Here is a 23837-nt window from a genome sequence, read left to right on the forward strand (position 1 = left end):
CCCGAAGGCGAACTTCAGGGCTGTTCAGGACTCTTCAGCTCCCGGCCAAGGACCTGAGTGGGAAGCAGTGTCATTCTCACCGTCACAGGAGGACACCATGGCCGAGATCTCCACAACCACCCCGATCACCATCCGCCGCCTCAGCCTGCCACGGCCGGACTTTCCGAGGCTCGCAATCGGCGCGTTGCTTGCCGCCATGTCCAATTTGGTGGGCGATGCACTCAACATGGCCTACGTGGCTCCCTACAGCAGTCGCGTGGGCCGGCCGCGGGCTGTGCCGGACAATGATCTCGAAGGTCGGGATCCCAATTGGTGACGAGTCCACGCCCTAGGGGATCGAACCTTGCCTCAGATACGCTGCCAGATGGTCGCTGAGATCGCGCGCGTCATCGCCGGCACCGTCGATCAGCGCGGACTTGCGGCGGCGCAGGAACTGCATTCCCATCAGGTAGAGGCCCGGTTGGTCGGCCACCCCGCCGTCGTGACGGACGTGGCCCCAGCGGTCGAGGACAGGCAGCTCCAGCCAGGAGTAGTCCGGCCGGTAGCCGGAGGCCCAGATGATCGTCCTGATCGCGCCGCCGGCGAGATCCAGGCCGAGTGGCGGGTTGTCCTCGACACGGGTCGGCGGCGGGCGCTCCGGCGGCCCGACCGTCGCGTCCAGGCCGTTGTCGCGCGCCCATTCGTCGATAAGGTCGAGCAGCCGGGCCATCTTGAGATCGGAAAGCGCGCACATGTTGCGCAGCGACCCGGCAAACTGCGCCTTGCCGTCCTCGGTGATGCCGGCGAGACGGCCGACCAGCCTGACGCCGCGGTCGAGCAGCGCATTGAGGTCGAGGGTGGTGCGGTCGGGCGTGCCGGCAAGCTGCAGCGAAGGCACACGCCGCGCCCGCCTGATGTCGTCGACCTCGTCGTAGCGCTCGTCGAGCACGCCGGCGGCGTCCATCCACCATTCCAGGTCCCTGCCGCGATAGATGCGGGGCGCCCTTATGTGCTCGCCCACCGACAGCGTCACCTGACGCCCCGAACGCTGCAACTCCTGTGCGATCTGGGTGCCGCTCGACGACGCGCCCACCACCATCACACCGCCGTCGGCGACCTGGCCCGGATTGCGGTAGGACTGCGCCGTCAGCATGGCGACCGACGGCGGCACGCGGGCGGCGAAATCGGGCAGGCGCGCGATGTTGCAGGCGCCCGACGCCAGCACCACGGTCCGGCACCGCCACTCGCCGCGGTCCGTGCGCACCAGGTATCCCGTACCGTCGCCGCGCACCGAGGTAACTGTCGTATGGGTTTCGACCGGCGCCGAGATCGCCCTGGCATAGCTGCCGAGGAAGTCGATCACCTCGGGCAGCGTCCGGTAGCCGTCCGGGTCGTCGCCGTCATAGCGAAAGCCGGGCAGCCGGCTCTGCCAGTTGGGCGTGAGCAGCCGCAGCGAATCCCACCGCTCGGTGCGCCAGCTATTGGCGATCTCGCCGCGCTCCAGCAGCACATGGTCGATGGAGCGCTCCGCGAGGCAGCGGCTCATCGCGAGCCCCGCGTGCCCTGCGCCGACGATCACTGTGGTGACGGAACTAATCGCGCCCTCTCAGCAAAAGCTACGGCTCGAACCGCCCTTCAGTTCACAACGACCGTGACGTTCGTCGGATTGGTGACGATGTCATAGACGGCCGACCGCTTCTGCGACTGGGCGACGAGCGCCTCGATGTCCTCGCGCTTGGCGTCGGCGTCGATGGCGTACTTCACCGTGATGCCGCTGAAGCCGTTGCGGACGTCGCTGTCGATGCCGAGTATGCCGGCGAGATCCATGTCGCCTTCGATGGTCGCCTTCACCGACTTCAACTGGATGTTGCGGTTCTGGGCAACCGCGGCGATGCCGGCGGTCAGGCAACTGGCCAGCCCGACCAGCACGTATTCGACAGGCGTGGCGCCCTGATCCAGGGAAGCGAAGACCTCCGGATGGTCGGCGTCGAATGCGAAGGTGGTCTTGCGATGCTGGTCCTGTCCGAGACCGTAAAAACTCTCGACCGTCGAGTGGCTGTGGGTGCCATCCTTCCATTCGCATGCCGCGCGCCACTTGAACTGCGCGGCCTCCGGGGCGTTGGTAAGCGCTTCTTTTGCGGCGAGCAGCGCCTCTACGTTGACGCCATTGTCGGCCTGTACTGCGGAAGCCATGATTATCCTCCCTACCTTGCACTGGCTGAAAAACCCGACCGTTTCACTGACCTCCTGATCAGCTTTGGCCGTGGGGCGGGCATGGTATGGGCAGCCAGGCGTTTCGACAAGTTGTTTCCGGCGCGGGCATGGTCGCCCTTCGGAGCCAGAAATAGCTATTTCGATCAGGCCGTCCCGGCCCGCGCTGGTCTCGCGCCCGCTTGCCGCCGGCTCACTGGTGGCGCCATTCGAAAAGCGCGTGCCGACCGGCCTCAGCCTTTCGATCCTGGCGCCCGACCGATCACCCGCCCACGCCGCCGCGATGATCGACTGGCTGCTGGCGGAGCCGGCTCTGTCATCCTCACCTTGACCAGCGTCGCCGCGGCGTGGCCGGCGGCACCGATGTAGTCGGGATCGTGGTGGATCAGCATGCTGGAGAAGGCGCCGTCCATCAAAAGCACGATCTCGCGCGCCAGCATGCCGGGCTCGCTGACGTTGTGGCTTGAAAGCTCTGCGGCCAGCCATTGTTCGAAATTGGTCTTGTGGCGCGACCCGGCCTTGACCGCCGGGTGTCCGGGCATGGCGGCGAGCTCGGCGGCGGTGCGCAGATAGCCGCAGCCTTTCCACTTCGGGTGCCGCGCCACGCGCGCCAGATTGGTGAAGATCGCCGCGACTTTTTTGTCGACGCCGCCCTCGGCGGCGTCGAACCAGCCGCCCATCTGCTTGATGTTGGGTTGGTCGCGGCCGTCGAGATAGGCGGCGATCAGATCGTCCTTGCTCCTGAAATGATAGTAGAGCGTGCGCTTGGTCAGCCCCGCCTTTTCGGCCACCGCGTCGACGCTGACCCGAGCGACGCCTTCGGCATAGAACAGCTTCGTCGCCGCATCGACGATGCGTTTGCGGGTGGGGCTGGGCTCGCTCATGTCGGCAAGTATACCGACTAGTGAATATACACACAACGCAAAAGCTGATCCTTTCCGGCAGTTCCATGACGGAGAGAAAAAATGGCCGAGCTTGTGCTTTGCGAAAACCACGACCGCGTCGCGGTGCTGACGCTCAATCGCCCCGAGAAACTCAACGCCTTGAATTACGCCCTGATCGATCGCCTGCTCGAAATGCTCGACATGATCGAGACCGACGATGCGGTTCGCGCCGTCATCCTGACCGGAGCAGGCGAGCGCGCCTTCTCCGCCGGCGCCGACATCCACGAATTTTCGGTTAGCGTCGCCACCGGCGCGGATGTGGCGCTGCGCGACTTCGTCATGCGCGGCCAGCGGCTGACGGCGCGGCTCGAAGCCTTCCGCAAGCCGGTCATCGCCGCCGTCAATGGAATTGCCTTCGGCGGCGGCTGCGAGATCGCCGAGGCGGTGCCGCTGGCCATCGCCTGCGACCGCGCGCTGTTCGCCAAGCCCGAGATCAACCTCGCCATGCCGCCGACCTTCGGCGGCACGCAGCGCCTGCCGCGGCTGGCCGGCCGCAAGCGGGCGCTGGAGTTGCTTCTGACGGGCGAGTCCTTTTCGGCGGAGCGCGCCGTCGAGCTCGGCCTCGTCAACAGGATCGTGCCGCACGCCGAGCTGATGCCTGCGGCCCGGGATCTCGCCCGGCGCATCCTCAGCCATTCGGCGACCGCGGTGGCCGGCATTCTCACCGCGGTGGCGCGCGGCATCAACCTCGGCATCGCCGAGGGTCTGCTGGTCGAGGCGGAGCAGTTCGCCCGGCTGGTTCCGACCGCCGATCTGCGCGAGGGCCTTGACGCCTGGATGGAGCGCCGCAAACCCGCCTTTGGCGGTTCGTGGATGCACATCACCCGGCCAAGCGAGGCAAGGCGCGCCTCGATGGCAATGGACCGCGTGGCGGCTCAGGGCGAAACGGCTACCCGGCCCCGCATGTTGGGATGAAAGCGGCAGAAATAGTCGACCGCGCCGGCTTCGTTGAGGGTCGTCTTTCCCGTCGATTTCGGCGGGATCATCACCTCCCAGCCGCCTTTCACCGTGGCCGTGTGGGCGAACGCATCCTTGTTCACCCACTCGATCGTGTCCCCGACCCTGGCCGTAACGCTTGCCGGCGAGAAGACGAGCTTGTCGATGGTCACCGTGATCGTCTCCGCCGGCGCCGGGCTGGCGGTGAGCGCCAGCGCCAGCGCCGCTAATGCGGGCCGTGTCAGCGTCGTCATTTCAGGCTGCCGGCGACATGCTCGGCATGCTGCTGATGCCCCTGGAAGATCTTCAGCCCGGTCTCCAGCAGGCTCTTCAACTCGGCATTGCTCGCCGACGGGATGAGCAGGGTCTCCAGCGCCCCGTTGACCTGCTTGTGGTAGGCCACCTCATTCTCGACATAGGCCTTGTCGAAGGCCGCGCCGTCGAGCTTCGCGAGCTTGCCGCGTTCTTCGGCCGCCGCCTTGGCCAGCGCCTGGCTCGTGGCGTTGTCCTCCGGCGTGACATTGAGCTTCTTGACCAGGTCGAGCGCCTGCTTGTTCACCGCCTCATGGTCGCGCACCATGTCGTTGGCGAAATCCACGACCTCCTTGGTCTTGGACTTCTCGATCGCCAGCTTGGCCGCCTCGATGTCGATCGTGCCCGCCGTATAGGCGATGTGGGCGATCTGCGGATCGGTCGGCTTGTCGGCGGCCTGCGCCAGCGGCGCGGCGCCGAGCATGAGCAGGGCGGCGAGGGCAACGCTCGATCGGGTAAACATGGCATCTCCTTCGCCCGGTGGTGCCGGGCTCGCGTTCTTCGGTTAACGCTGATTGGATGCGGGAAGGCCCGAAACGTTCCCGGGAATCAGCCCTCGATCCCCAGTCTTTTCATCACCGCCTCGGTCAGCCGCTCGCAGCGGCGGCCGGCGAAGGGGAAGGCGTCGAGCAGCACCGGGCCGATCTCGTCGTCCAGCGCCTTGCGCACCAGGGCGCGCGCCCGGTGCAGCCTCGTCTTGACGGTCTCGGGCTTGACGCCGAGCAAGTCGGCGGTCTCGTCCATGCTGAAGCCCTCTATGACGCGGGCGATGAACACGCTGCGGTAGACATCGGGCAGGCTGTCGGTCGCCCGTTCGACAAGTGCGAGGATCTGCCGCTGCGCCATCGTCCGCTCCGGATCGTCGCTCGCGTTGAGGGGAAACGGGATGATCTGCGCATCCGGATTCTCAGGCATCGCGACGGTGCGCTTTCGTTTCCGCAGCCGGCCGAGCGCCTCGTTGATGACGATGCGCGACAGCCAGGTCGAGAGCGAGGCATCGCCGCGAAAGGCGGCGAGGCTGGCGAAGGCGCGGACATAGGCCTCCTGGACGATGTCCTCGGCCTCGGCGTCGTTGCGTACCACGCCGCGCGCGATGCGGTAGAGCCGCTGGTTGTGCGTCTTGATGATCAGGCGGAAGGCGTCCGCCTCGCGCGCCAGCGCACGGCGCACAAGCGCCATGTCGCCAGATGCTGTTTCGGGCGCCGCGACAGCGGCAAGCTTCCTCATCACGCCCCGATCTCCTTGCACAGACGCTCCATCGAGACATTGGACGCGCTGGCCGCAAAAAGGTTCCCGGATTTCGGCGCAGCTATTTTAAGCCGCCGCCAGGCCCTTGTCTGCCGTTTGCACGCGCGCGGCTGCGGCCAAAAGGTCGGTCTGCGTGATCAGGCCGAGGATGCGCCGTTCGCCATCGACGATCACCGCCGCATGGCTGCGCCCGTCGGTCAGCACCGGCAGCAGGCTCATCGCCGGCGTGTCGGGCGAGGCGGTGCCGGCCTTCGACATCACGCCCTTCACCGTGTCGGTGGCTTTCGTCAGCTCGCGCAGGCCGACGGCGCCGACCAGCCTCGCTTCGGCGTCGATCACCGGCAACGTGCGGATGTTGTGGTCGAGAAGCTGCTGCCGCGCCGCCTCGGCGGAGGCATCTTCAGGCACCGAGATCACGTCGCGCGACATGATGTCTTCGCAAAGCAGCGTGCGATGCGTGCGCACCATCGCCTGCAGCTCGACTTGCCTGAGCAGCCGTTCGAGGTCGTCGCGCCCGATGTCGAAGGTCTCGTCGAGCGCGGTCAGCGCCGCGTCGATATCCTCGGGCCGGAAGCCGACGCGCTCGCGCGGCGCCGGATCGGCGGTGCCGTGGCTGTTGGCGGCGGGAGCGGCGACATGCGGATAGTTGCGCCGCGCCAGACGGTGGAAGAGGAAGCCGAGCGTGACCAGGATGGTCGAGTTCAGCGCCACCGGCACGAACGGGAACAGGAAACCGGCGCTGATGACCGCCGGACCGCCGAGCACGGCGGTGAGCGCGGCGGCACCGCCCGGCGGGTGCAGGCATCGCGTGAACGACATCGCCGCGATCGCCAGCGCCACGGCAAGGCCGGACGCGATCACCGGATCGTGCACGAAATGCGCCACGGTCACGCCGACCAGCGCCGAGATCGAATTGCCACCGATAATCGACCAGGGCTGCGCCAGCGGGCTCGCCGGCACGGCGAAGAGAAGCACGGCCGAGGCGCCCATCGGCGCCACCAGCAGCGCCACATGCGGACCGCCGCCCATCGCCAGCCCGCTGATCACGCCGGTCAGCGCGATGCCGATCGTGGCGCCGATGCAGGCCAGCAGCCGCTCGCGCAGCGTTGCGCCGGCAAGGATGGGGACAAAAAGGCGGAACGCCATGGCAAATCCTGCATGCAAGAGAAATTGCGCTGCCCGCAATGCAGCCGCGGTCGCGGATTTGGAAGCCAAACCAATCCGCGCTTTTGCGATTGCGGAGAATATTATTGCGCGACGCGGGTCAGAGGGCTGTCGCCTGCGGCCTTCGCTTTCTCAATCGCGCCAAGGCCTTGCGGTCGTGTGCGGAATCGATCCCTCAACCCGGGTTGTCTTCGCAGGTCAGGCCGTTGCCGCCGCCGCCGCCAGTCCGCGCAACAGGTCGGCCTTGAGGTCGTCGACGTCCTCGAGCCCGACTTGGAGGCGGACCAGCGGCCCCTCATAGGAGCCCTTGGCGACGGTGCGGTCGCCGAGGAAGACCGGCACCGCCAGGCTCTCATAGCCGCCCCAGGAATAGCCAAGGCCGAAGATCTTCAGCGCGTCGAGAAAGGCGTGCTGCGCCTTCTGCCCGCCGCCCTTGAGCACGATCGAGAAGACGCCGCTCGAGCCGCAGAAGTCGCGCTTCCAGAGCGCGTGGTCGGGATGGCTCTCCAGCGCCGGGTAGAGCACCTGCGCCACGCCGGGCTGCTCCTCGAGCCAGCTCGCCAGGGCAAGCGTGCTCTTCCGGTGATGCTCGAGCCGGACCCCCATCGTGCGCAGGCCGCGCAGTACCTGGTAGATGTCGTCCGGGCCGGAGCAACAGCCAAGCGTGCAAAAACCCTCGTAGAGCTGCTTCCAGTACGTCTCGTTGGCGGAGACGGTGCCGAGCAGCACGTCCGAATGGCCGGCTGGGTATTTCGTCGCCGCATGGATCGAGATGTCGACGCCATGGTCGAGCGGCTTGAAATAGAGCGGCGTCGCCCAAGTGTTGTCCATCATGACGATGGCTCCGGCTTGATGCGCCGCCTTGGCGATCGCCGGGATGTCCTGCACCTCGTAGGTGTTCGATCCCGGCGATTCCGTGAACACCACCTTGGTGTTGGGCTTGATCAGCGCGGCGATGCCGGCGCCGATGTGCGGATCGTAATACTCGACCTCGACGCCCAGTCGCTTCAGCATCGTGTCGGCGAAGTGCCGTGTCGGGTGATAGACGCTGTCGACGATCAGGAGATGGTCGCCCGCCGCGAGGAAGGTGAGCAGCGGCACCGTCACCGCCGCCAGGCCGGAGGGTACCGCGATCGTGCCGGCCGAACCCTCCAGGGCGTCGACGGCCTGCGTCAGCGCGTCCATGGTCGGCGTGCCGCGCGTGCCGTAGGTGTACTTCTGGCTGCGCGCCGCCATCGACGCCGCGTCGGGATAGAGCACCGTCGAGGCATGCACGACCGGCGGATTGACGAAGCCGAAATAGTCGCGCGGATTGTTGCCGGAATGGGCAAGCCGCGTGTTGATTCCCATTTCGCCGTTGTCTTTTGCCATGTCTCTCGCCTGTGGTGGGGGTGACGCCAGCCATAATGCGGCGGCTCGGACCACGCAACCGCCCGGTGCCCGCCAGTCGGCGGTGTTTCAATGTGCCAAATCCTTGCCGGGCGGACCGCGGCGGAGCCTGGCTTAGGCGCCGGCGATCGGACTTTGATCCGACTATCAGGCCGTGTGGGAACGTTATATGTTACACGTCTAATATGATCATTGCCGGGTTGCCTTGATGCGCGCCGGACAATTTATCTGGCCGCGGTCCCGTCTCCCCCCGCAATGCAGGCACTTCGCGCTAACCAAGGGAGGACTGTGATGCCCGACGTCAAGTGGACGATGAAGGCACGCGAATTCGTCAACTGCAACTGCGCCTATGGCTGTCCGTGCCAGTTCAACGCCTTGCCAACCGAGGGGTTCTGCCAGGCGGTGGTCGGCATGGAAATCGAAAAGGGCCAGCACGGCGACACCAGGCTTGACGGCTTGCGCTTCGCCGGCGTCTTTCGCTGGCCGGGTGCGATCCACCACGGCAAGGGCGAGGCCGCGGTGGTCATCGACGAGCGGGCGACGCAGGCGCAGCGCGATGCGCTGCTTCGCATCCTGAGCGGCCAGGATACCGAGCCAGGCGCCACCATCTTCCAGGTCTTCTCGACCACGCTGGAGAAAGTCCACGATCCGATCTTCGCCGCGATCGACTTCAACGTCGACATCGACGCAAGAACGGCCCGGTTGAGCGTGCCTGGCATTGCCGAGGGGCACGGCGAGCCGATCAAGAACCCGGTTACCGGCGCCGAGCATCGGGCGCGCATCGACCTGCCGCATGGCTTCGAATACACGCTCGCTGAAGCCGGACGCGGCTGGACCAAGGCGACCGGCCCGATCAAATTCGAGGTCGCGGACACGCACAGCCACTTCGCCGAAATCCACCTTTCGCAAAGCGGCGTCGTGCACTGACGCCGCCATGACCGACACGGCCCTCGAGGCGGTGCTGCGACGCGACCGCGCGGTCGTCGCCGCGGCGCTCGTCGTCATTGCGGTGCTCGCCTGGGCGTATCTGCTGTGGCTCGCAGCCGACATGGGCATGCCCGCCACGCCCGCACGGGTGGGCGGCGACATGGCCGGCATGAACATGTCCGATACGAGCACCATGGACATGAGCGGCATGGACATGTCGGGCATGGATATGGGCGAGGCGGTCGCGCCGGCTTTCCGCGCCTGGGCGGCGGCCGATTTCGGCTTCATCTTCGCCATGTGGGCGGTGATGATGGTCGGCATGATGACGCCGTCGGTGGCGCCGATGCTGCTGCTCTATGCCGGCGTCGGCCACAAGGCCGCGGCGAGCGGGCGCACCATCGCGTCGACAGGATGGTTCTTCAGCGGCTATCTGCTGGTCTGGATCGGCTTCAGCCTTGCCGCGACCGGCGCGCAATGGCTGCTCGCCCGTCTCGCCTTGCTCGATCCGATGATGGCGACCAACAGCGGCATCCTCGGCGGCGTCATCCTGATTGCCGCCGGCCTCTACCAATGGACGCCGATGAAGGGCGTCTGCCTCAGCCAATGCCAGGCGCCGATCGCCTTCCTGACCAGACATGGCGGATTCCGCACCGCGCCGCTCGGCGCGCTGCGGCTGGGTATCGCGCACGGCGCCTATTGCCTCGGCTGCTGCTGGGCGTTGATGGCACTGCTGTTCGTCGGCGGCGTCATGAACGTGCTGTGGATCGCGGCGATCGCCATCCTCATCCTGCTGGAAAAGACTGTCCCGACGGGCCGGGCGCTCCCGCGAATCTCCGGCGCGGTGATGGTGGCGATCGGCGTCTGGCTGCTCGCCGGCGCCGGGTGATCGTCCGCCTGCTGATCATCATGCATGTTGATTTGTATTGATGAATGCAGCCGGTCGTCCGGTTCGCCCGTGGCGGTCGCCGGCGAGGTCTTCCCCAGTGAAACAGGAACAAACGCCAGCCTGATCTTTGCCGGTATTGGGCTCATGTGGAAGGGCGGACTTTGCCGACTCTGGTTGCACGCGCTGGCTAATTTGCGGGCGCGTTTGGCCGCAATTCGGGCATTTGCGGCAATCGGTTTTCAAACTCTTTGGGAAACGGTCATTTCCCTTGACCTCACAGGAATAATCGCCTTCGATGCAGTTCGTGAATGGGAGGCAGCGCGTCGGTTGCGATGCGGGGATCCGGGAGTGGCCGGAAAGGGAGCTGCGTTCACACGGGAAAAAGATCAGGGTCGCCTGAGAACAGGGTCACCTGTAAAACAGAAAAGGGTATGTGGGTCATGAAACATATTGCATTCGGCATTCTCGGCGCCGCCGCGCTTGGGTTTACGGCATCGGCGGCTTCGGCCGGCACGCTCGACACTGTCAAGCAGAAGGGCTTCATCCAGTGCGGCGTCTCCACCGGTCTGGCCGGCTTCTCGGCGCCGGACGACAAGGGTGACTGGCAGGGCATCGACGCCGACTTCTGCCGCGCCGTCGCGGCCGCCGTCTTCGGCGACGGCTCCAAGGTCAAGTTCACGCCGCTCAGCGCCAAGGAACGCTTCACCGCGCTGCAGTCGGGCGAGGTCGACATCCTGTCGCGCAACACCACCTGGACCATCAATCGCGACACCGCGCTTGGTCTGAACTTCATCGGCGTCACCTACTATGACGGCCAGGGTTTCATGATCAACGCCAAGAAGCTGCCGGGCGTGAACTCGGCGCTGCAGCTTTCGGGCGCCGCCGTCTGCGTGCAGAGCGGCACCACGACCGAGCTCAACCTCGCCGACTACTTCAAGTCGAACAAGATGGAGTACAACCCCGTCGTGTTCGAGAAGCTGGAAGAGGTCAACGCCGCCTATGACGCCGGCCGCTGCGACGTCTACACCACCGACCAGTCGGGCCTCTACGGCATCCGCCTGACGCTGGGTTCGCCGGCCGACCATGTCGTGCTGCCCGAGATCATCTCCAAGGAGCCGCTCGGCCCAGCCGTGCGCCAGGGCGACGACCAGTGGTACCACATCGTCAAGTGGACCTATTTCGCGCTGCTCGACGCCGAGGAGCTCGGCATCACCAAGGCCAATGTCGAGGAGATGAAGGCCTCCGACAACCCCGAGATCAAGCGCGTGCTCGGCCAGGAGGCTGACACCAAGATCGGCACCGATCTCGGCGTCTCCAACGACTGGGTCGTGAACATCGTCAAGGCTGTCGGTAATTACGGCGAAGTGTTCGAGAAGAATGTCGGCTCGGGCAGCCCGCTCAAGATCGCGCGCGGCATCAACGCGCTCTGGACCAAAGGCGGTCTGCAATACGCTCCGCCGATCCGCTGATCGAAATGTGATCCGGGAGGTAGGCTGTCTGCCTCCCGGTTTCTCTTTCCAGGGGACGGTCGCATGGCATCGCAGGAAATCCTTCGCGAGGAGCCGAGCAGGGCTTCCTTCATCAATGACCCTAAGGTACGCAGCCTTTTCTTCCAGACGCTGGTCATCGTCATTCTGTTCGGCTCGGTCTGGTGGATCGTGCAGAACGTCATCGACAATCTGGCACGCCTGCACATCGCCTCCGGCTTCGGCTTCCTGAAGGGGCGGGCCGGCTTCGATATCTCGGACACGCCGATCGCCTATACGTCGGATTCGACCTATGGCCGCGCCATCATCGTCGGGCTGATCAACACGATCATCGTCGCCGTCGCCGGCATCATCACCGCCACGATCATCGGCTTCGTCGTCGGCATCGGCCGTCTTTCGCAGAACTGGCTGATCCGCAAGATCTGCACGGTCTATGTCGAAATCTTCCGCAACATCCCGCCGCTGCTGGTCATCTTCTTCTGGTATTCCGGTGTGCTCGCCGTGCTGCCGCCGCCGCGCGAGAGCTACAACCTGCCCTTCGGCTCCTTCCTCAACCAGCGCGGCTTCTATTTTCCGCGCGCCATCTGGGGTGACGGCTCCTGGCTGATCCTGGTCGCCTTCCTCGTCGGCCTGGCCATGGCGTGGTTCGTCGCCCGCACGGCCCGCCAGCGGCAGATGGTGACCGGTCAGCAGTTCCCGGTGTTCTGGACGTCGATAGCGCTGATCGCCGGCCTGCCGCTGCTTGCCTACGCGCTTAGCGGCTTCCCGCTGAGCTTTGATTTTCCGAAGCAATCGACCTTCAACCTGACAGGTGGCTTCCAGGTCAAGCCGGAATTCCTGTCGCTCTATCTGGCGCTGTCCTGCTACACGGCGGCCTTCATCGCCGAGATCGTGCGTGCCGGTATCAGGGGCGTCAGCAGAGGCCAGACCGAGGCCGCCGGGGCGCTGGGACTGCGCTCGGGCCCGATCCTGCGGCTGGTCGTGGTGCCGCAGGCCATGCGCATCGTCATCCCGCCGCTGACCAGCCAGTATCTCAACCTGACCAAGAACTCCTCGCTGGCGATCGCCATCGGCTATCCCGATCTCACCGCCACCGCCGGCACGGTGCTCAACCAGACCGGCCAGGCGGTCGAGGGCGTGCTGATCATGATGATCGCCTATCTGGTGCTGAGCCTCGTGACCTCCGCGGTCATGAACGTCGTCAACGCCAGAATGGCATTGGTGGAGAGGTAGGACCATGCAGGAACATGATATGTCCTGGGTGCGTACCGAGATGGCTCTCGCCCAGCCGGCGCCGCCGAGCGAACGCGGGCTCTATGCCTGGGTGCGCAAGAACCTGATCGCCACCCCCGGCGACACCATCCTGACCATCCTCGGCATTCTCATCGTCGCCTGGATCCTGCCGCAGGTCATCAACTGGGCTCTGCTCAACGCCCAGTGGACGGGTCCGGATCGGACCGTCTGCGCGACCGTCGCGCAGGGCGGCATCCAGCCGGACGGCTGGAGCGGCGCCTGCTGGGCCTTCGTCAACGCCAAGTTCGGCCAGTTCATGTTCGGCCGCTATCCGATCGAGGAGCGCTGGCGGCCGATCCTCGTCGCCATCCTGTTCGTGGCGCTGCTGGTGCCGATGCTGATCCCGCGCGTGCCGCGCAAGGGGTTGAACGCCATTCTCTTGTTCCTGGTTCTGCCGATCGTCTCGTTCTTCCTGCTGCTCGGCGGCGTGTTCGGCCTGCCGCCTGTCGAGACTTCGCTGTGGGGCGGGCTGCTGGTCACGCTCAGCCTGTCCTTCGTCGGCATCGCCGTCTCGCTGCCGCTCGGCACGGTGCTGGCGCTCGGCCGGCGCTCCAAGATGCCGATCATCAAGATGCTGTGCGTCATCTTCATCGAGACGGTGCGCGGCATCCCGCTGATCACGGTGCTGTTCTTCGTCAGCGTCATGCTGCCGCTGTTCCTGCCGGAGGGCGTCACCTTCGACAAGTTCCTGAGGGCGCTGATCGGCGTCTCGCTGTTTGCCGCCGCCTATATGGCGGAGGTGGTGCGCGGCGGCCTGCAGGCGATTCCGAAAGGGCAGTATGAGGGCGCCGATTCGCTCGGCCTCGGCTACTGGCAGAAGATGGGCCTGATCGTGCTGCCGCAGGCGCTGAAGCTGGTCATTCCCGGCATCGTCAACACCTTCATCGGTATGTTCAAGGACACCAGCCTGGTGCTGATCATCTCGATGTTCGACCTGCTCGGCGTCGTCAAGCAGAACTTCTCCGACGCCAACTGGGCGACGCCGCAGACCGCGAAATCCGGCCTGGTGTTCGCCGCCTTCGTGTTCTGGCTGTTCTGCTTCGGCATGTCGCGCTATTCAATGTACACGGAACGCCGGCTCGACACCGGCTACAAACGCTGATGCAGGTCGCCTAAGTATGCGGTTTTGGGGTAACGACATGCATCAAAGACAACGATAAGGGGAATTGGCCATGACCACCGAAAACGCCGTCAGCGCGGACGACCTCAAGGTCGATGCCAAGAAGATGCACATCTCGACGACCGACGTCGCCATCGACATCGTCGGCATGCACAAATGGTACGGCGAGTTCCATGTGCTGAAGGACATCAACCTCAAGGTGATGCGCGGCGAGCGTATCGTCATCTGCGGCCCGTCCGGCTCCGGCAAGTCGACCATGATCCGCTGCATCAACCGGCTGGAGGAGCACCAGAAGGGCAAGATCATCGTCGACGGCAAGGAACTGACCAACGATCTGAAGAAGATCGACGAGGTGCGCCGCGAGGTCGGCATGGTGTTCCAGCACTTCAACCTGTTCCCGCATCTGACCATCCTTGAAAACTGCACGCTGGCGCCGATCTGGGTGCGCAAGACGCCGAAGAAGCAGGCCGAGGAGATCGCCATGCATTTCCTCAAGCGCGTCAAGATCCCTGAGCAGGCCAACAAATATCCGGGCCAGCTTTCGGGCGGCCAGCAGCAGCGCGTGGCGATCGCGCGCTCGCTGTGCATGAACCCGCGCATCATGCTGTTCGACGAGCCGACCTCGGCGCTCGATCCGGAAATGATCAAGGAAGTGCTGGAGACGATGGTGGGTCTGGCCGAGGAAGGCATGACCATGCTCTGCGTCACCCACGAGATGGGCTTTGCCCGCAAGGTCGCCAACCGGGTGATCTTCATGGACCAGGGCCAGATCGTCGAGCAGAACACGCCGGCCGAGTTCTTCGACCATCCGCGCCACGAGCGCACGAAACTGTTCCTGTCGCAGATCCTGCACTGAGCGGTTCCCATATCGAACGCAGAAGCCCGGCCGCAATGCGGCCGGGCTTTTTTCATATGCACGGGCCGGAGCTATCGGCCCTGATGCGGCAAAGGTGTCGTCGATGAGAAGGTTCTGGCGTTTGCTTGTCGGCCTGCCGGCCGCGTTCGCGCTCGCCGCGGCGCTCGGCACGCTGGTGCCGCGCCCGCTTTGGCCGGCGGCCGCAGCGGGCGAGGGCAGCAGGCGCATCCTGGTGCTGAGCAACCCGATCCACACCGACATCGCCATCCCCGTCGATGAAGAGGTGCGCCGGCGTTTCCATTTCCTCACCGATGCCGGCATCCCGGCCGACGCTCCGGAGGTGCGCTACATCGTCTTCGGCTGGGGCGGCCGTGCCTTCTACCTGGAAACGCCGACATGGTCGGAGCTGAAGGCGGTGCCGGTGCTCAAGGCGCTGACGCTCAACGCCTCGGTGATGCATGTCGATGTCGCCGGCGCAATCAGCGAACCGCATCCCGATGTCGCCGGTTTCGACATCGACGACGATCGTTTCTCAGCACTGCTCGACTATATAGCGGCGAGCTTCCGGCAGGGACCGGACGGCCCGATGGCCATCGACAATACCGGCTATTCCCGCTTCGATCGCTTCTACGAGGCCAACGGCCATTTCAACGCGCTGGTCGGCTGCAACACCTGGACGGCAGCCGCGCTGCGCACCGCCGGCCTGCGCACCGGCTGGTGGAACCCGCTGCCGGTGTCGCTGGGGTGGTCGATGCGGTTGTATGATTGAAGCCAATCATGAGCGCCTCATTCGTTCGCGCCCCCCTCTGTCCTGCCGGACATCTCCCCCACGAGGGGGGAGATTGGCGGTTTCGCCGCCGGTGCTGACCCTGCAACGTTGGACATTGGCGAAAGCCGGCGCGACTGCTGATCTCCCCCCAAGTGGGGGAGATGTCCGGCAGGACAGAGGGGGGCGCTGTCCCGCCAGGCGATCGCAATTGCGATCGCCCACTAAGGCGGTCAACGCCGCACCACCTTCCGCGCCTCCCACCCGTAGAGCCAGTCCAGATCGGCCGCGAGCTTCTCCGCCGGGCGCGTCGCCAGCACCAGGTTGCGCGCGATCGCCACCGGCCCCCAGGCATGCCAGGCAAGCCGGTTGAGCGCGCCGCGCCTCAGTACCTTCGCGATGCGCGGCCGCCTCAGGTTCTCCCAGACGGCAAGGCTCTGCCCTGGATCGTCGGGGAAGTCGGCGACCATGCCGGCAAGCATCGCGGCGTCCTCTATTGCCATGGCGGCGCCCTGCGCCGAGAACGGCGTCATCGCATGCGCGGCGTCGCCAATGAGCGCGATCCCGGCTGGCGTCGTCCAGCGCTGCTGGGCGACGGTATGGATCGGAAACGCCGTCCACGGACTGGCCTGCGCGACAAGCCTTGCCAGCGCCGGCGCCGTGCCGCGCATGGCGCCTGAGAGGATGGCCGGGTCGGCATGGCCGGACCAGCCTTCGGCGATGCGCTCGCCCCTGGTGAAGGCGGCGAGGTTGAAGGCGCTGCCTTGGCTCACCGGATAGGCCACCAGGTGGAAGCCAGGATGCAGAAAGGTGGTGACGCAGTCCGTGGCGCCGACCGTTGCAAAGGCTTCTCCGGCGGCACTTTCAGCCGCGACCGTCGCGCGCCAGGCAAGCTCGCCCGAGAAGCGGCTCTTGCCGAAGCCCGGCTCCATGACGGCGAGCTTTTCGCGAAGCGACGACCAGACGCCGTCGGCGCCGACCAGCAATTGGCCGCTGGCCTCGATCCTGCGCCCATCCGCTTCGACCGTCACCGCAACGCCTTGCGGCGCGTTGGCAAGGCCTGTCACGCGCGCGCCGGTGACAAGTTCGATGTCGCGGCACCCCGCGGCCTGCGCCGTAAGCGCCGCCTGCACGTCGGCGCGGTGCGCGACGAGATAGGGCGCACCCCAACGGCTCTCGCCGGCTTGCCCCAGCGGCACCCGCGCCAATTCCCTGAGCGTCGCGGCGTCCTTCAGCACCACCGCCTCCGGCCGCACGGCATGCGGCAGCAACCGATCGAGCACGCCGAGTTGCCTGAGGATGCGCGTCGCGTTGGGGGAAAGTTGGATGCCGGCGCCGGCCGCTTCGAGTCGCGGCGCCTGTTCGAAAATCTGCACGGGATGGCCGCGTTCGGCGAACGCAATGGCCGCGGTTAACCCGGCGATACCCGCTCCGGCGATGACGACTTGCCGGGAGCGCGCGTCGTCCATCAGATCTGTCGCGAAAGAGTCAGGCGGCCTGGTCGATATAGAGGCAGCCCGGCGGCACCGTTTCCGTCGCCTTCAGCTTCGACGAATAACGGTAGAGCGTCGAGCAATAGGGGCAGACCTTCTCGTTGTCGTCACCCATGTCGAGGAAGACATGCGGATGGTCGAAAGGCGGGTTGGCGCCCGTGCACATGAATTCCCTGACGCCGATGTCGATCGCCGGATGGCCCGCATCGTTCTGGAAATGGGGAATGGAACCGCCTGCCATCGTCGTCTCCAATTTGGTCTCGGCCTGCTTTCGGCCAGTTGCATCTGGATCATAACCGGCCTCTTTGCAAGATCGATGAAATGAAACTGTCGCAAAAGCCTGTCAGAGGATAAGTTGAGCCGGTTAACCGGCTGGAGCATTTTTGCAGCCAGGCGTAGTGCCTGGCGCCACAAGGATGTTCAGGGAAACCGGGGCAGGGGCAAGAGCAGGAATCATGAACGAACTGAAGCCGGTGCAAAGCGAATTCATCACCATCGAGGCGGCAAGCCCGGAAGCCGGCAATCCAGACCGTTTCGTCAATCGCGAGTTCTCCTGGCTGCAGTTCAACCGCCGCGTGCTGGAAGAATCGCTGAATGCGAACCATCCGTTGCTCGAACGGGTCCGCTTTCTGTCGATCTCGGCCGCCAATCTCGACGAGTTCTTCATGGTCCGCGTCGCGGGCCTCGCCGGCCAGGTGCGCGAGGGCATCGCCCTCAAGAGCCCGGACGGCCGCACGCCGGAGCAGCAGCTCGAACAATTGCTGCGCGAGGTCGAGCGCCTGCAGGAAGACCAGCAGAAAAGCCTGTCGGCGCTGATGCAGCTGCTCAACAAGGAAGGCATCGAGAGCATCACGCGCGACGCGCTGACCAAGGACGAGAGGGCCTGGCTGGAAGAACATTTCCAGGATCAGGTGTTCCCGGTGCTGACCCCGCTGTCGATCGACCCGGCGCACCCGTTCCCGTTCATCCCCAATCTCGGCTTCTCGATGGCGCTGCAATTGCGCCACCGCAAGAACGGCGAGGAGATGAGCGCGCTGCTGCGCCTGCCGGTGGCCCTGAAGCGCTTCATCCGCCTGCCCGACCGCAAGAACCATGTCCGCTTCATCCCGCTCGAGGAAGCGGTCGGCCTTTATATCGGCAAGCTTTTCCCGGGCTACGAGGTCAAGGGCTCCGGCACCTTCCGCCTCATCCGCGACAGCGATATCGAGGTCGAGGAAGAGTCCGAGGATCTGGTGCGCCTGTTCGAGACGGCGCTGAAGCGGCGTCGCCGCGGTTCGGTCATCCGCATCGAGTTCGACATGTCGATGCCGCCCGCGCTGCGCGACTTCGTCGCCGGCGAGCTCGGCGTTTCGTCGAGCCGCATCAGCGTCTTGACCGGTCCGCTGGCGCTGAGCCAGATCTCCGAGATCGTCGCCGTCGCGCGCGACGATTTGAAGTTCACGCCCTACAATCCGCGCTTTCCCGAGCGCATCCGCGAGCATGGCGGCGACTGCTTCGCCGCCATCCGCGAGAAGGACATCGTCGTCCACCACCCCTACGAATCCTTCGACGTGGTGGTGCAGTTCCTGCGCCAGGCGATGGCCGACCCGGAAGTGGTGGCGATCAAGCAGACGCTCTACCGCACCTCCAACGACAGCCCGATCGTCCGCGCGCTGGTCGACGCGGCCGAGGCCGGCAAGTCGGTGACGGCGCTGGTCGAGCTCAAGGCGCGCTTCGACGAGGAGGCCAATATCCGCTGGGCACGCGACCTCGAGCGCGCCGGCGTTCAGGTCGTGTTCGGCTTCCTCGAACTGAAGACCCACGCCAAGATGTCGCTGGTGGTGCGGCGCGAGGACGGCAAGCTGCGCAATTACGTGCATCTCGGCACCGGCAACTACCATCCGGTCACGGCCCGCATCTACACCGACCTGTCGTTCTTCACCACCGACGCGACGATCGCGCGCGATGTCGCCCAGCTCTTCAACTTCATCACCGGCTATGCCGAGCCGGCCGAGGAGATGCGGCTGGCGGTCTCGCCGTTCACGCTGCGCAAGCGCATCCTGAAGCACATTTCGGACGAGATCGCCCATGCGCGCGAGGGCCGTCCGGCCCGCATCTGGATGAAGATGAACGCGCTGGTCGATCCGATCATCATCGACGCGCTCTATGACGCCAGCCGCGCCGGCGTCGAGATCGATCTCGTCGTGCGCGGCATCTGCTGCCTGAGGCCGCAGGTGCCCGGCCTGTCGGAAAACATAAGGGTGAAATCGATCGTCGGCCGCTTCCTCGAGCATAGCCGCATCTACTGCTTCGGCGACGGCCACGGCCTGCCTTCGGACGAGGCTATCGTCTACATCTCCTCGGCCGATTTGATGCCGCGCAATCTCGACCGCCGCGTCGAGACCATGGTGCCGATCACCAATCCAACTGTGCATGAACAGGTGCTTGGCCAGATCATGCTGGGCAACATCATGGACAACCAGCAAAGTTTCGACGTATTGGCTGACGGAACCTCCCGGCGCGTCGTGCTGGAGGAGGGCGAGGAACCGTTCAACGCGCAGGAATATTTCATGACCAATCCGAGCCTGTCCGGACGGGGTGACGCGCTGAAGTCGCATGCGCCCAAGCGCATAGCCCAGTTCAAGCGCCGCAAGAAGAACGGCGCCGCGTGATTTCTACTTCCCAGGGCCGGCTCCAGGACCGGCGGCCGCTGTCGATCATCGACATCGGCTCGAACTCGATCCGCCTCGTCGTCTACGAAGGGTTGGCGCGCTCGCCGACTGTGCTGTTCAACGAAAAGATGCTGGCCGGCCTCGGCCGCGGCATCGTTTCGACCGGCAAGCTCGATCCCGAGGCGGTGACCCGCTCGATGGAGGAGTTCCGCCGCTTCCGCGCGCTCTCCGATCAGGCGGGCGCGGAGCACATGTATGTGCTGGCGACCGCCGCCGCGCGCGAGGCGGTCAACGGCCCCGATTTCATCCACCGCGCCGAGGATGTGCTGAAGACCGAGATCCGGGTACTTTCCGGGCGCCAGGAAGCGCATTATTCGGCGCTCGGCGTCATCTCAGGCTTCCACCCGGCCAATGGCATCGCCGGCGACCTTGGCGGCGGCAGCCTCGAGCTGATCGACATCAATGGCGAGGCGATCGGCGACGGCATCACCCTGCCCCTCGGCGGCCTGCGCCTGCAGGACATGGCCAAGAACTCGCTCGCCCAGGCGCAGAAGATCGCGCGCGAGCAACTGGCGCGGGCAAAGCTGCTGAAGGGCGGGCAGGGCAGGGTCTTCTACGCCGTCGGCGGCACCTGGCGAAACCTCGCCCGGCTGCACATGGAGATGAGCAACTATCCGCTCGGCGTCATGCACCACTACGAGATACCGGCCGACAGCGTCCTGAGCTTCCTGAAGCAGGTGACGAAGGCCGAGATCGAGAAGGTCAGGGGCATCGAGGGCGTCTCGAAGAATCGTCGCTCGCTGCTGCCCTATGGCGCCGTCGTGCTGCAGGAGATCATGGCGGCGATGCAGCCGTCCAAGATCGTCGTCTCGGCGCTCGGCGTGCGCGAGGGCTTCCTCTATTCGCTGCTCGACGAGGCCGAACAGAAGGCCGATCCGCTGATCTCGGCCGCCGAGGAGCTTGCGCTCTTGCGCTCGCGCTCGGTCCACCACGCCCATGAGCTGGTCGAGTGGACCGGCAAGGCCTTCGCCGCCTTCGGCATCGACGAGACCGGGGACGAGGCACGATACCGCCATGCCGCCTGCTTGCTGGCCGACATCGGCTGGCGCGCGCATCCCGAATATCGCGGCCGGCAGTCGCTCAACATCATCGCGCATGCCTCCTTCATAGGCGTCGACCATCCCGGCCGCGCCTATCTGGCGCTGGCCGGCGCCTACCGCCATGACGGTATCTTCAACGAGGGCATCGCCCCCGAGATCAAGGCGCTGGCGCCGCCGCGCATCCTGGAGCGCGCCCGCCTGCTGGCGGCGATGATGCGCGTCGTCTACCTGCTGACGGCGGCGATGCCGGGCATCATGCCCCGGCTGAAATGGGAAAACCGACCCAACGGCGCGCTGGCCCTGGTGCTGCCGGCCTCGCTCGCCGACCTTTATGGCGAGCGGCCGGCCGGTCGGCTGGCGCAGTTGGCCAGGATCACCAATCGCCGGCTGGTGCTGGCGGTCGAGAATGGGCCAAGCGTCTCGGTCAAATAGGGTGTCTCGGTGAAAATGGTGGGCAGCGCCAAAAAGGCCCACCCGCATCTGGCGCGAAATCATCGCCGCCAATTTCCAACGCGCCTGAGCGAGCCGGCCAATTGGCCGGCCTGGTCAAGTCAGCTGATCTGCGATTCCAACCAGCCGCCCGTCGACCGACCAGGCACCGGCGCCGGCCATCGCCAGCGCCAGGAAGCCGCCTGCGATTGCGATGTCCTTCATCAGCATCTGCTGGTGCAGGAAGGCGAGCATCGCGTCGTCGCCGCCCTGGCCGTAATGACCGATGAAGCCGGCAACGATGCAGAAGGCCGCGAGCAGCAGGGCAACGATCCGCGTCTGGAAGCCGACGAGGATGAGCGCTCCGGCGATCAGCTCGAACAGGCCGGTGCCCCAGGCTGCGAGCGCCGGCAGGGGCAGGCCGAGGCCGGCGAAATAGCTGGTCGTGCCGGAAATATTGGTCAGCGCCTGGAAGCCGGAAGGGATGAAGAGGGCGGCAAGCAGCAGCCGGGACAGGAGAAGCAGCACGTTGCGGGGCATCATCACCTCCCTGCCGGCGACTCCGGCCCGGCATGCCGATCAGTCTACGCTGCCGGGGCTCGCACGGGAATTGGCTAACGAGGCTGCTCTAAGGACAACGAAAAAGCGGCGCGGAAAATTCCGCGCCGCTTTGTCTAGTTCGGGATTTGAGCGGGGCTCAGCCGCGCTTGGCGTCGATCGAGTAGGAACCGGCGCCAGACGAAGCCAGCACGATGAAGCCGCCGGCGATGGCGAGGTTCTTGAGGAACTGGATCATCTGCATCTGGTCGGCCCAGCCGGTATGGGCGACCAGCCCGGTGGCAACCGTGAAGATCGCCAGCACCCAGGCAACGATGCGGGTCTGGAAGCCGACGAGGACGGCGAGGCCGCCGAGCAGCTCGATGAGGCCGACGAGGACGGCGGTCACGGTCGGCAGCGGCAGGCCGAGGCTGCCAAAATAGCCGGCGGTGCCGGCAATCGCGGTGAGCTTGCCGAAGCCCGAAAGCAGGAAGATGACGGCCAGCAGGATGCGGCCGAGCAGGATGGTGGTGGAGCTGTTGGAAGCGACGCCGGAACCGGCGACGGAAGTGTTGATGGACATGGGACTCTCTCCGGGAGGATTGGAATGACAACCCAGATAGAGCAGGCAGACTGTTCACCAAAGATGCCGATGTGGCGACAGATTGTTCACCCGGTTACGTCGGTGATACTAGCTTACCCCGGATGCGTCATGTCCTCCGGCCGTACCAGCCGGTCGTAGTCGGCCTCGCTGACCAGGCCTGTCGCCAGTGCTTCCTCGCGCAGGGTGGTGCCCTTCTTGTGCGCCGTCTTGGCGATCTTGGCGGCGCTGTCGTAGCCGATGGTCGGCGCCAGCGCCGTCACCAGCATCAGCGAGCGGTCGAGCGCCGCCTTGATGTTGTCCTCGCGCGCCTCGATGCCGACGACGCAATTGTCGGTGAAGGAGACCGAGGCGTCGGTCAGCAACTGCACCGACTGCAGGAAGTTATAGGCCATCAGCGGGTTGTAGACGTTGAGTTCGAAATGGCCCTGGCTGCCGGCGAAGGTCAGCGCCGCGTTGTTCCCGAACACCTGGACGCAGACCTGTGTCAGCGCCTCGCACTGGGTCGGGTTGACCTTGCCCGGCATGATCGAGGAGCCCGGCTCGTTTTCCGGCAGCGACAGCTCGCCGAGCCCGGAGCGCGGGCCGGAGCCGAGGAAGCGGATGTCGTTGGCGATCTTGAACAGCGCCGCCGCTGCCGCGTTGATCGCGCCGTGCGAGAACACCATGGAATCGTGCGCGGCAAGCGCCTCGAACTTGTTCGGCGCGGTGACGAAGGCGATGCCGGTGATGGCGGCGATGCGGTCCGCCACCTTCTCGGCGAAGCCGATCGGCGCGTTGAGGCCGGTGCCGACGGCGGTGCCGCCCTGCGCCAGCTCCTGCAGGCCGGGCAGCGTCATCTCGATGCGCTTGATCGAGGAGGCGACCTGTGCGGCATAGCCGGAGAATTCCTGTCCCAGCGTCAGCGGCGTGGCATCCTGGGTGTGCGTGCGGCCGATCTTGATGATGTGCGCGAACGCCTGGCTCTTCGCCTCCAGCGCCTTGTGCAGGTGCTTCAGTGCCGGCAGCAGGTCGTGCACGATGCGTTCGGCGCAGGCGATGTGCATGGCCGTCGGATAGGTGTCGTTCGACGACTGGCTAATATTGACGTGGTCGTTCGGGTGCACCGGCTTCTTCGAGCCCATGACGCCGCCGAGCAGCTCGATCGCCCGGTTGGAGATCACCTCATTGGCGTTCATGTTGGACTGCGTGCCCGAGCCGGTCTGCCACACCACCAGCGGGAAATGGTCGTTGAGCTTGCCGTCGATGACCTCCTGAGCGGCCTCGATGATTGCCTTGCCGAGCGCGGGATCGAGCCGCTTCAGCTCCATATTGGCTTCGGCCGCGGCGCGCTTGACGATGCCCAGCGCGCGCACGATCGACGCCGGCTGCTTTTCCCAGCCGATCTTGAAATTGCCCAGCGACCGTTGTGCCTGCGCGCCCCAGTAGCGGTCGGCGGCGACCTCGATGGGACCGAATGTGTCGGTTTCGGTTCTGGTCTTCTCAGCGCTCACTGGAGGTCTCCGGTT

24 protein-coding genes are annotated in these 23837 nt (G+C 65.5%); 11 read left to right on the forward strand and 13 right to left on the reverse strand.

What is annotated here, in order from left to right; translation table 11 throughout:
- Positions 1–97: 97 nt before the first annotated feature.
- Positions 98–316: a hypothetical protein gene (locus EN786_RS21925; RefSeq protein WP_127286159.1), complete on the forward strand. Its 219-nt coding sequence runs from the start codon at positions 98–100 to the stop codon at positions 314–316.
- A gap of 12 nt (positions 317–328) precedes the next feature.
- On the opposite strand, the gene EN786_RS21930 is transcribed toward EN786_RS21925, so the two are convergent.
- From EN786_RS21930 to EN786_RS21940, 3 genes are all read right to left on the reverse strand, one after another.
- A complete protein-coding gene (locus tag EN786_RS21930) occupies positions 329–1558 on the reverse strand; it encodes an NAD(P)-binding domain-containing protein (RefSeq protein ID WP_281034329.1) in 1230 nt (409 codons plus the stop codon).
- A 56-nt stretch (positions 1559–1614) separates the two neighbouring features.
- The gene (locus EN786_RS21935) at positions 1615–2172 is read right to left on the reverse strand and encodes an OsmC family protein (protein ID WP_127286161.1); all 558 of its coding nucleotides are present in this window, start codon (positions 2170–2172) and stop codon (positions 1615–1617) included.
- Between the two features lie 251 nt (positions 2173–2423).
- Complete coding sequence (locus EN786_RS21940) at positions 2424–3074, reverse strand: TetR/AcrR family transcriptional regulator (protein ID WP_127286162.1); 651 nt, start codon at positions 3072–3074, stop codon at positions 2424–2426.
- Positions 3075–3155: 81 nt separating this feature from the next.
- On the opposite strand from EN786_RS21940, the gene EN786_RS21945 reads away from it, so the two are divergent.
- On the forward strand, positions 3156–4049 hold the full coding sequence (locus tag EN786_RS21945; RefSeq protein ID WP_127311605.1) for a crotonase/enoyl-CoA hydratase family protein: 894 nt from the start codon (positions 3156–3158) through the stop codon (positions 4047–4049).
- Here EN786_RS21945 and EN786_RS21950 read toward each other — a convergent pair.
- The 5 genes from EN786_RS21950 to EN786_RS21970 form a co-directional block, all read right to left on the reverse strand.
- On the reverse strand, positions 4010–4324 hold the full coding sequence (locus EN786_RS21950) for a cupredoxin family copper-binding protein (RefSeq protein ID WP_127311606.1): 315 nt from the start codon (positions 4322–4324) through the stop codon (positions 4010–4012). The two genes, EN786_RS21945 and EN786_RS21950, sit on opposite strands and share 40 nt — an antisense overlap.
- Complete coding sequence (locus EN786_RS21955; protein WP_135908857.1) at positions 4321–4845, reverse strand: DUF4142 domain-containing protein; 525 nt, start codon at positions 4843–4845, stop codon at positions 4321–4323. Before EN786_RS21955 ends, EN786_RS21950 begins: the two co-directional genes overlap by 4 nt.
- 86 nt (positions 4846–4931) lie before the next feature.
- Complete coding sequence (locus tag EN786_RS21960) at positions 4932–5609, reverse strand: RNA polymerase sigma factor (RefSeq protein WP_127311608.1); 678 nt, start codon at positions 5607–5609, stop codon at positions 4932–4934.
- An 87-nt stretch (positions 5610–5696) separates the two neighbouring features.
- Entirely contained in the window at positions 5697–6776 is a 1080-nt protein-coding gene (locus tag EN786_RS21965) for an HPP family protein (RefSeq protein WP_128275128.1), read from the reverse strand.
- Positions 6777–6992: 216 nt separating this feature from the next.
- On the reverse strand, positions 6993–8165 hold the full coding sequence (locus tag EN786_RS21970) for a cystathionine beta-lyase (protein WP_127311951.1): 1173 nt from the start codon (positions 8163–8165) through the stop codon (positions 6993–6995).
- A 309-nt stretch (positions 8166–8474) separates the two neighbouring features.
- Here EN786_RS21970 and EN786_RS21975 point away from each other — a divergent pair, with 309 nt between their 5' ends.
- The 7 genes from EN786_RS21975 (at position 8475) to EN786_RS22005 (ending at position 15521) form a co-directional block, all read left to right on the forward strand.
- Entirely contained in the window at positions 8475–9110 is a 636-nt protein-coding gene (locus EN786_RS21975; RefSeq protein WP_127287197.1) for a DUF1326 domain-containing protein, read from the forward strand.
- 7 nt (positions 9111–9117) lie between these two features.
- Positions 9118–9996 (forward strand): DUF2182 domain-containing protein, encoded by an 879-nt coding sequence (locus tag EN786_RS21980; protein WP_135908859.1) that lies wholly within the window; start codon positions 9118–9120, stop codon positions 9994–9996.
- 440 nt (positions 9997–10436) lie between these two features.
- The gene (locus EN786_RS21985) at positions 10437–11465 is read left to right on the forward strand and encodes an amino acid ABC transporter substrate-binding protein (RefSeq protein WP_127284736.1); all 1029 of its coding nucleotides are present in this window, start codon (positions 10437–10439) and stop codon (positions 11463–11465) included.
- 63 nt (positions 11466–11528) lie between these two features.
- Positions 11529–12716 carry an amino acid ABC transporter permease gene (locus EN786_RS21990; protein ID WP_127284737.1) on the forward strand — a complete coding sequence of 396 codons (1188 nt, stop codon included), beginning with the start codon at positions 11529–11531 and terminating at the stop codon, positions 12714–12716.
- 4 nt (positions 12717–12720) lie between these two features.
- Complete coding sequence (locus EN786_RS21995) at positions 12721–13878, forward strand: amino acid ABC transporter permease (protein WP_127284738.1); 1158 nt, start codon at positions 12721–12723, stop codon at positions 13876–13878.
- Positions 13879–13948: 70 nt separating this feature from the next.
- A complete protein-coding gene (locus EN786_RS22000; protein ID WP_127284739.1) occupies positions 13949–14752 on the forward strand; it encodes an amino acid ABC transporter ATP-binding protein in 804 nt (267 codons plus the stop codon).
- A gap of 103 nt (positions 14753–14855) precedes the next feature.
- Positions 14856–15521, forward strand: coding sequence for a TIGR02117 family protein (locus tag EN786_RS22005; RefSeq protein WP_127284740.1), 666 nt, complete (start codon positions 14856–14858; stop codon positions 15519–15521).
- Between the two features lie 230 nt (positions 15522–15751).
- On the opposite strand, the gene EN786_RS22015 is transcribed toward EN786_RS22005, so the two are convergent.
- The gene (locus EN786_RS22015) at positions 15752–16987 is read right to left on the reverse strand and encodes an FAD-dependent monooxygenase (RefSeq protein ID WP_127284741.1); all 1236 of its coding nucleotides are present in this window, start codon (positions 16985–16987) and stop codon (positions 15752–15754) included.
- A 19-nt stretch (positions 16988–17006) separates the two neighbouring features.
- A complete protein-coding gene (locus tag EN786_RS22020) occupies positions 17007–17252 on the reverse strand; it encodes a zinc-finger domain-containing protein (RefSeq protein ID WP_127284742.1) in 246 nt (81 codons plus the stop codon).
- A 214-nt stretch (positions 17253–17466) separates the two neighbouring features.
- Here EN786_RS22020 and EN786_RS22025 point away from each other — a divergent pair, with 214 nt between their 5' ends.
- Positions 17467–19662 (forward strand): RNA degradosome polyphosphate kinase, encoded by a 2196-nt coding sequence (locus EN786_RS22025; RefSeq protein WP_127284743.1) that lies wholly within the window; start codon positions 17467–17469, stop codon positions 19660–19662.
- On the forward strand, positions 19659–21194 hold the full coding sequence (gene ppx / locus EN786_RS22030) for an exopolyphosphatase (RefSeq protein ID WP_127284744.1): 1536 nt from the start codon (positions 19659–19661) through the stop codon (positions 21192–21194). Before EN786_RS22025 ends, ppx begins: the two co-directional genes overlap by 4 nt.
- 114 nt (positions 21195–21308) lie before the next feature.
- On the opposite strand, the gene EN786_RS22035 is transcribed toward ppx, so the two are convergent.
- The 3 genes from EN786_RS22035 to fumC all read right to left on the reverse strand — a co-directional run bounded on the left by EN786_RS22035 (position 21309) and on the right by fumC (position 23822).
- A complete protein-coding gene (locus tag EN786_RS22035) occupies positions 21309–21731 on the reverse strand; it encodes a DoxX family protein (RefSeq protein WP_127284745.1) in 423 nt (140 codons plus the stop codon).
- Positions 21732–21888: 157 nt separating this feature from the next.
- Positions 21889–22311: a DoxX family protein gene (locus tag EN786_RS22040; RefSeq protein WP_126055158.1), complete on the reverse strand. Its 423-nt coding sequence runs from the start codon at positions 22309–22311 to the stop codon at positions 21889–21891.
- A gap of 113 nt (positions 22312–22424) precedes the next feature.
- On the reverse strand, positions 22425–23822 hold the full coding sequence (gene fumC / locus EN786_RS22045) for a class II fumarate hydratase (RefSeq protein ID WP_127284746.1): 1398 nt from the start codon (positions 23820–23822) through the stop codon (positions 22425–22427).
- Between the last annotated feature and the right edge of the window lie 15 nt (positions 23823–23837).

It is taken from the genome of Mesorhizobium sp. M4B.F.Ca.ET.143.01.1.1 (assembly GCF_004792275.1).
GTDB classification, from domain to species: domain Bacteria; phylum Pseudomonadota; class Alphaproteobacteria; order Rhizobiales; family Rhizobiaceae; genus Mesorhizobium; species Mesorhizobium abyssinicae.

Coding starts and splice junctions, on each gene's coding strand:
- EN786_RS21935 (WP_127286161.1), bottom strand. CDS start 2,172: ATGGCTTCCGCAGTACAGGCCGACAATGGCGTCAACGTAGAGGCGCTG.
- EN786_RS21925 (WP_127286159.1), top strand. CDS start 98: ATGGCCGAGATCTCCACAACCACCCCGATCACCATCCGCCGCCTCAGC.
- EN786_RS22015 (WP_127284741.1), bottom strand. CDS start 16,987: ATGGACGACGCGCGCTCCCGGCAAGTCGTCATCGCCGGAGCGGGTATC.
- EN786_RS22035 (WP_127284745.1), bottom strand. CDS start 21,731: ATGCCCCGCAACGTGCTGCTTCTCCTGTCCCGGCTGCTGCTTGCCGCC.
- EN786_RS21990 (WP_127284737.1), top strand. CDS start 11,529: ATGGCATCGCAGGAAATCCTTCGCGAGGAGCCGAGCAGGGCTTCCTTC.
- EN786_RS22005 (WP_127284740.1), top strand. CDS start 14,856: ATGAGAAGGTTCTGGCGTTTGCTTGTCGGCCTGCCGGCCGCGTTCGCG.
- EN786_RS21945 (WP_127311605.1), top strand. CDS start 3,156: ATGGCCGAGCTTGTGCTTTGCGAAAACCACGACCGCGTCGCGGTGCTG.
- EN786_RS22020 (WP_127284742.1), bottom strand. CDS start 17,252: ATGGCAGGCGGTTCCATTCCCCATTTCCAGAACGATGCGGGCCATCCG.
- EN786_RS21940 (WP_127286162.1), bottom strand. CDS start 3,074: ATGAGCGAGCCCAGCCCCACCCGCAAACGCATCGTCGATGCGGCGACG.
- EN786_RS22025 (WP_127284743.1), top strand. CDS start 17,467: ATGAACGAACTGAAGCCGGTGCAAAGCGAATTCATCACCATCGAGGCG.
- EN786_RS21985 (WP_127284736.1), top strand. CDS start 10,437: ATGAAACATATTGCATTCGGCATTCTCGGCGCCGCCGCGCTTGGGTTT.
- EN786_RS21950 (WP_127311606.1), bottom strand. CDS start 4,324: ATGACGACGCTGACACGGCCCGCATTAGCGGCGCTGGCGCTGGCGCTC.
- EN786_RS21965 (WP_128275128.1), bottom strand. CDS start 6,776: ATGGCGTTCCGCCTTTTTGTCCCCATCCTTGCCGGCGCAACGCTGCGC.
- EN786_RS21955 (WP_135908857.1), bottom strand. CDS start 4,845: ATGTTTACCCGATCGAGCGTTGCCCTCGCCGCCCTGCTCATGCTCGGC.
- EN786_RS22040 (WP_126055158.1), bottom strand. CDS start 22,311: ATGTCCATCAACACTTCCGTCGCCGGTTCCGGCGTCGCTTCCAACAGC.
- EN786_RS21975 (WP_127287197.1), top strand. CDS start 8,475: ATGCCCGACGTCAAGTGGACGATGAAGGCACGCGAATTCGTCAACTGC.
- EN786_RS21995 (WP_127284738.1), top strand. CDS start 12,721: ATGCAGGAACATGATATGTCCTGGGTGCGTACCGAGATGGCTCTCGCC.
- EN786_RS21970 (WP_127311951.1), bottom strand. CDS start 8,165: ATGGCAAAAGACAACGGCGAAATGGGAATCAACACGCGGCTTGCCCAT.
- EN786_RS21980 (WP_135908859.1), top strand. CDS start 9,118: ATGACCGACACGGCCCTCGAGGCGGTGCTGCGACGCGACCGCGCGGTC.
- EN786_RS22000 (WP_127284739.1), top strand. CDS start 13,949: ATGACCACCGAAAACGCCGTCAGCGCGGACGACCTCAAGGTCGATGCC.
- EN786_RS21960 (WP_127311608.1), bottom strand. CDS start 5,609: ATGAGGAAGCTTGCCGCTGTCGCGGCGCCCGAAACAGCATCTGGCGAC.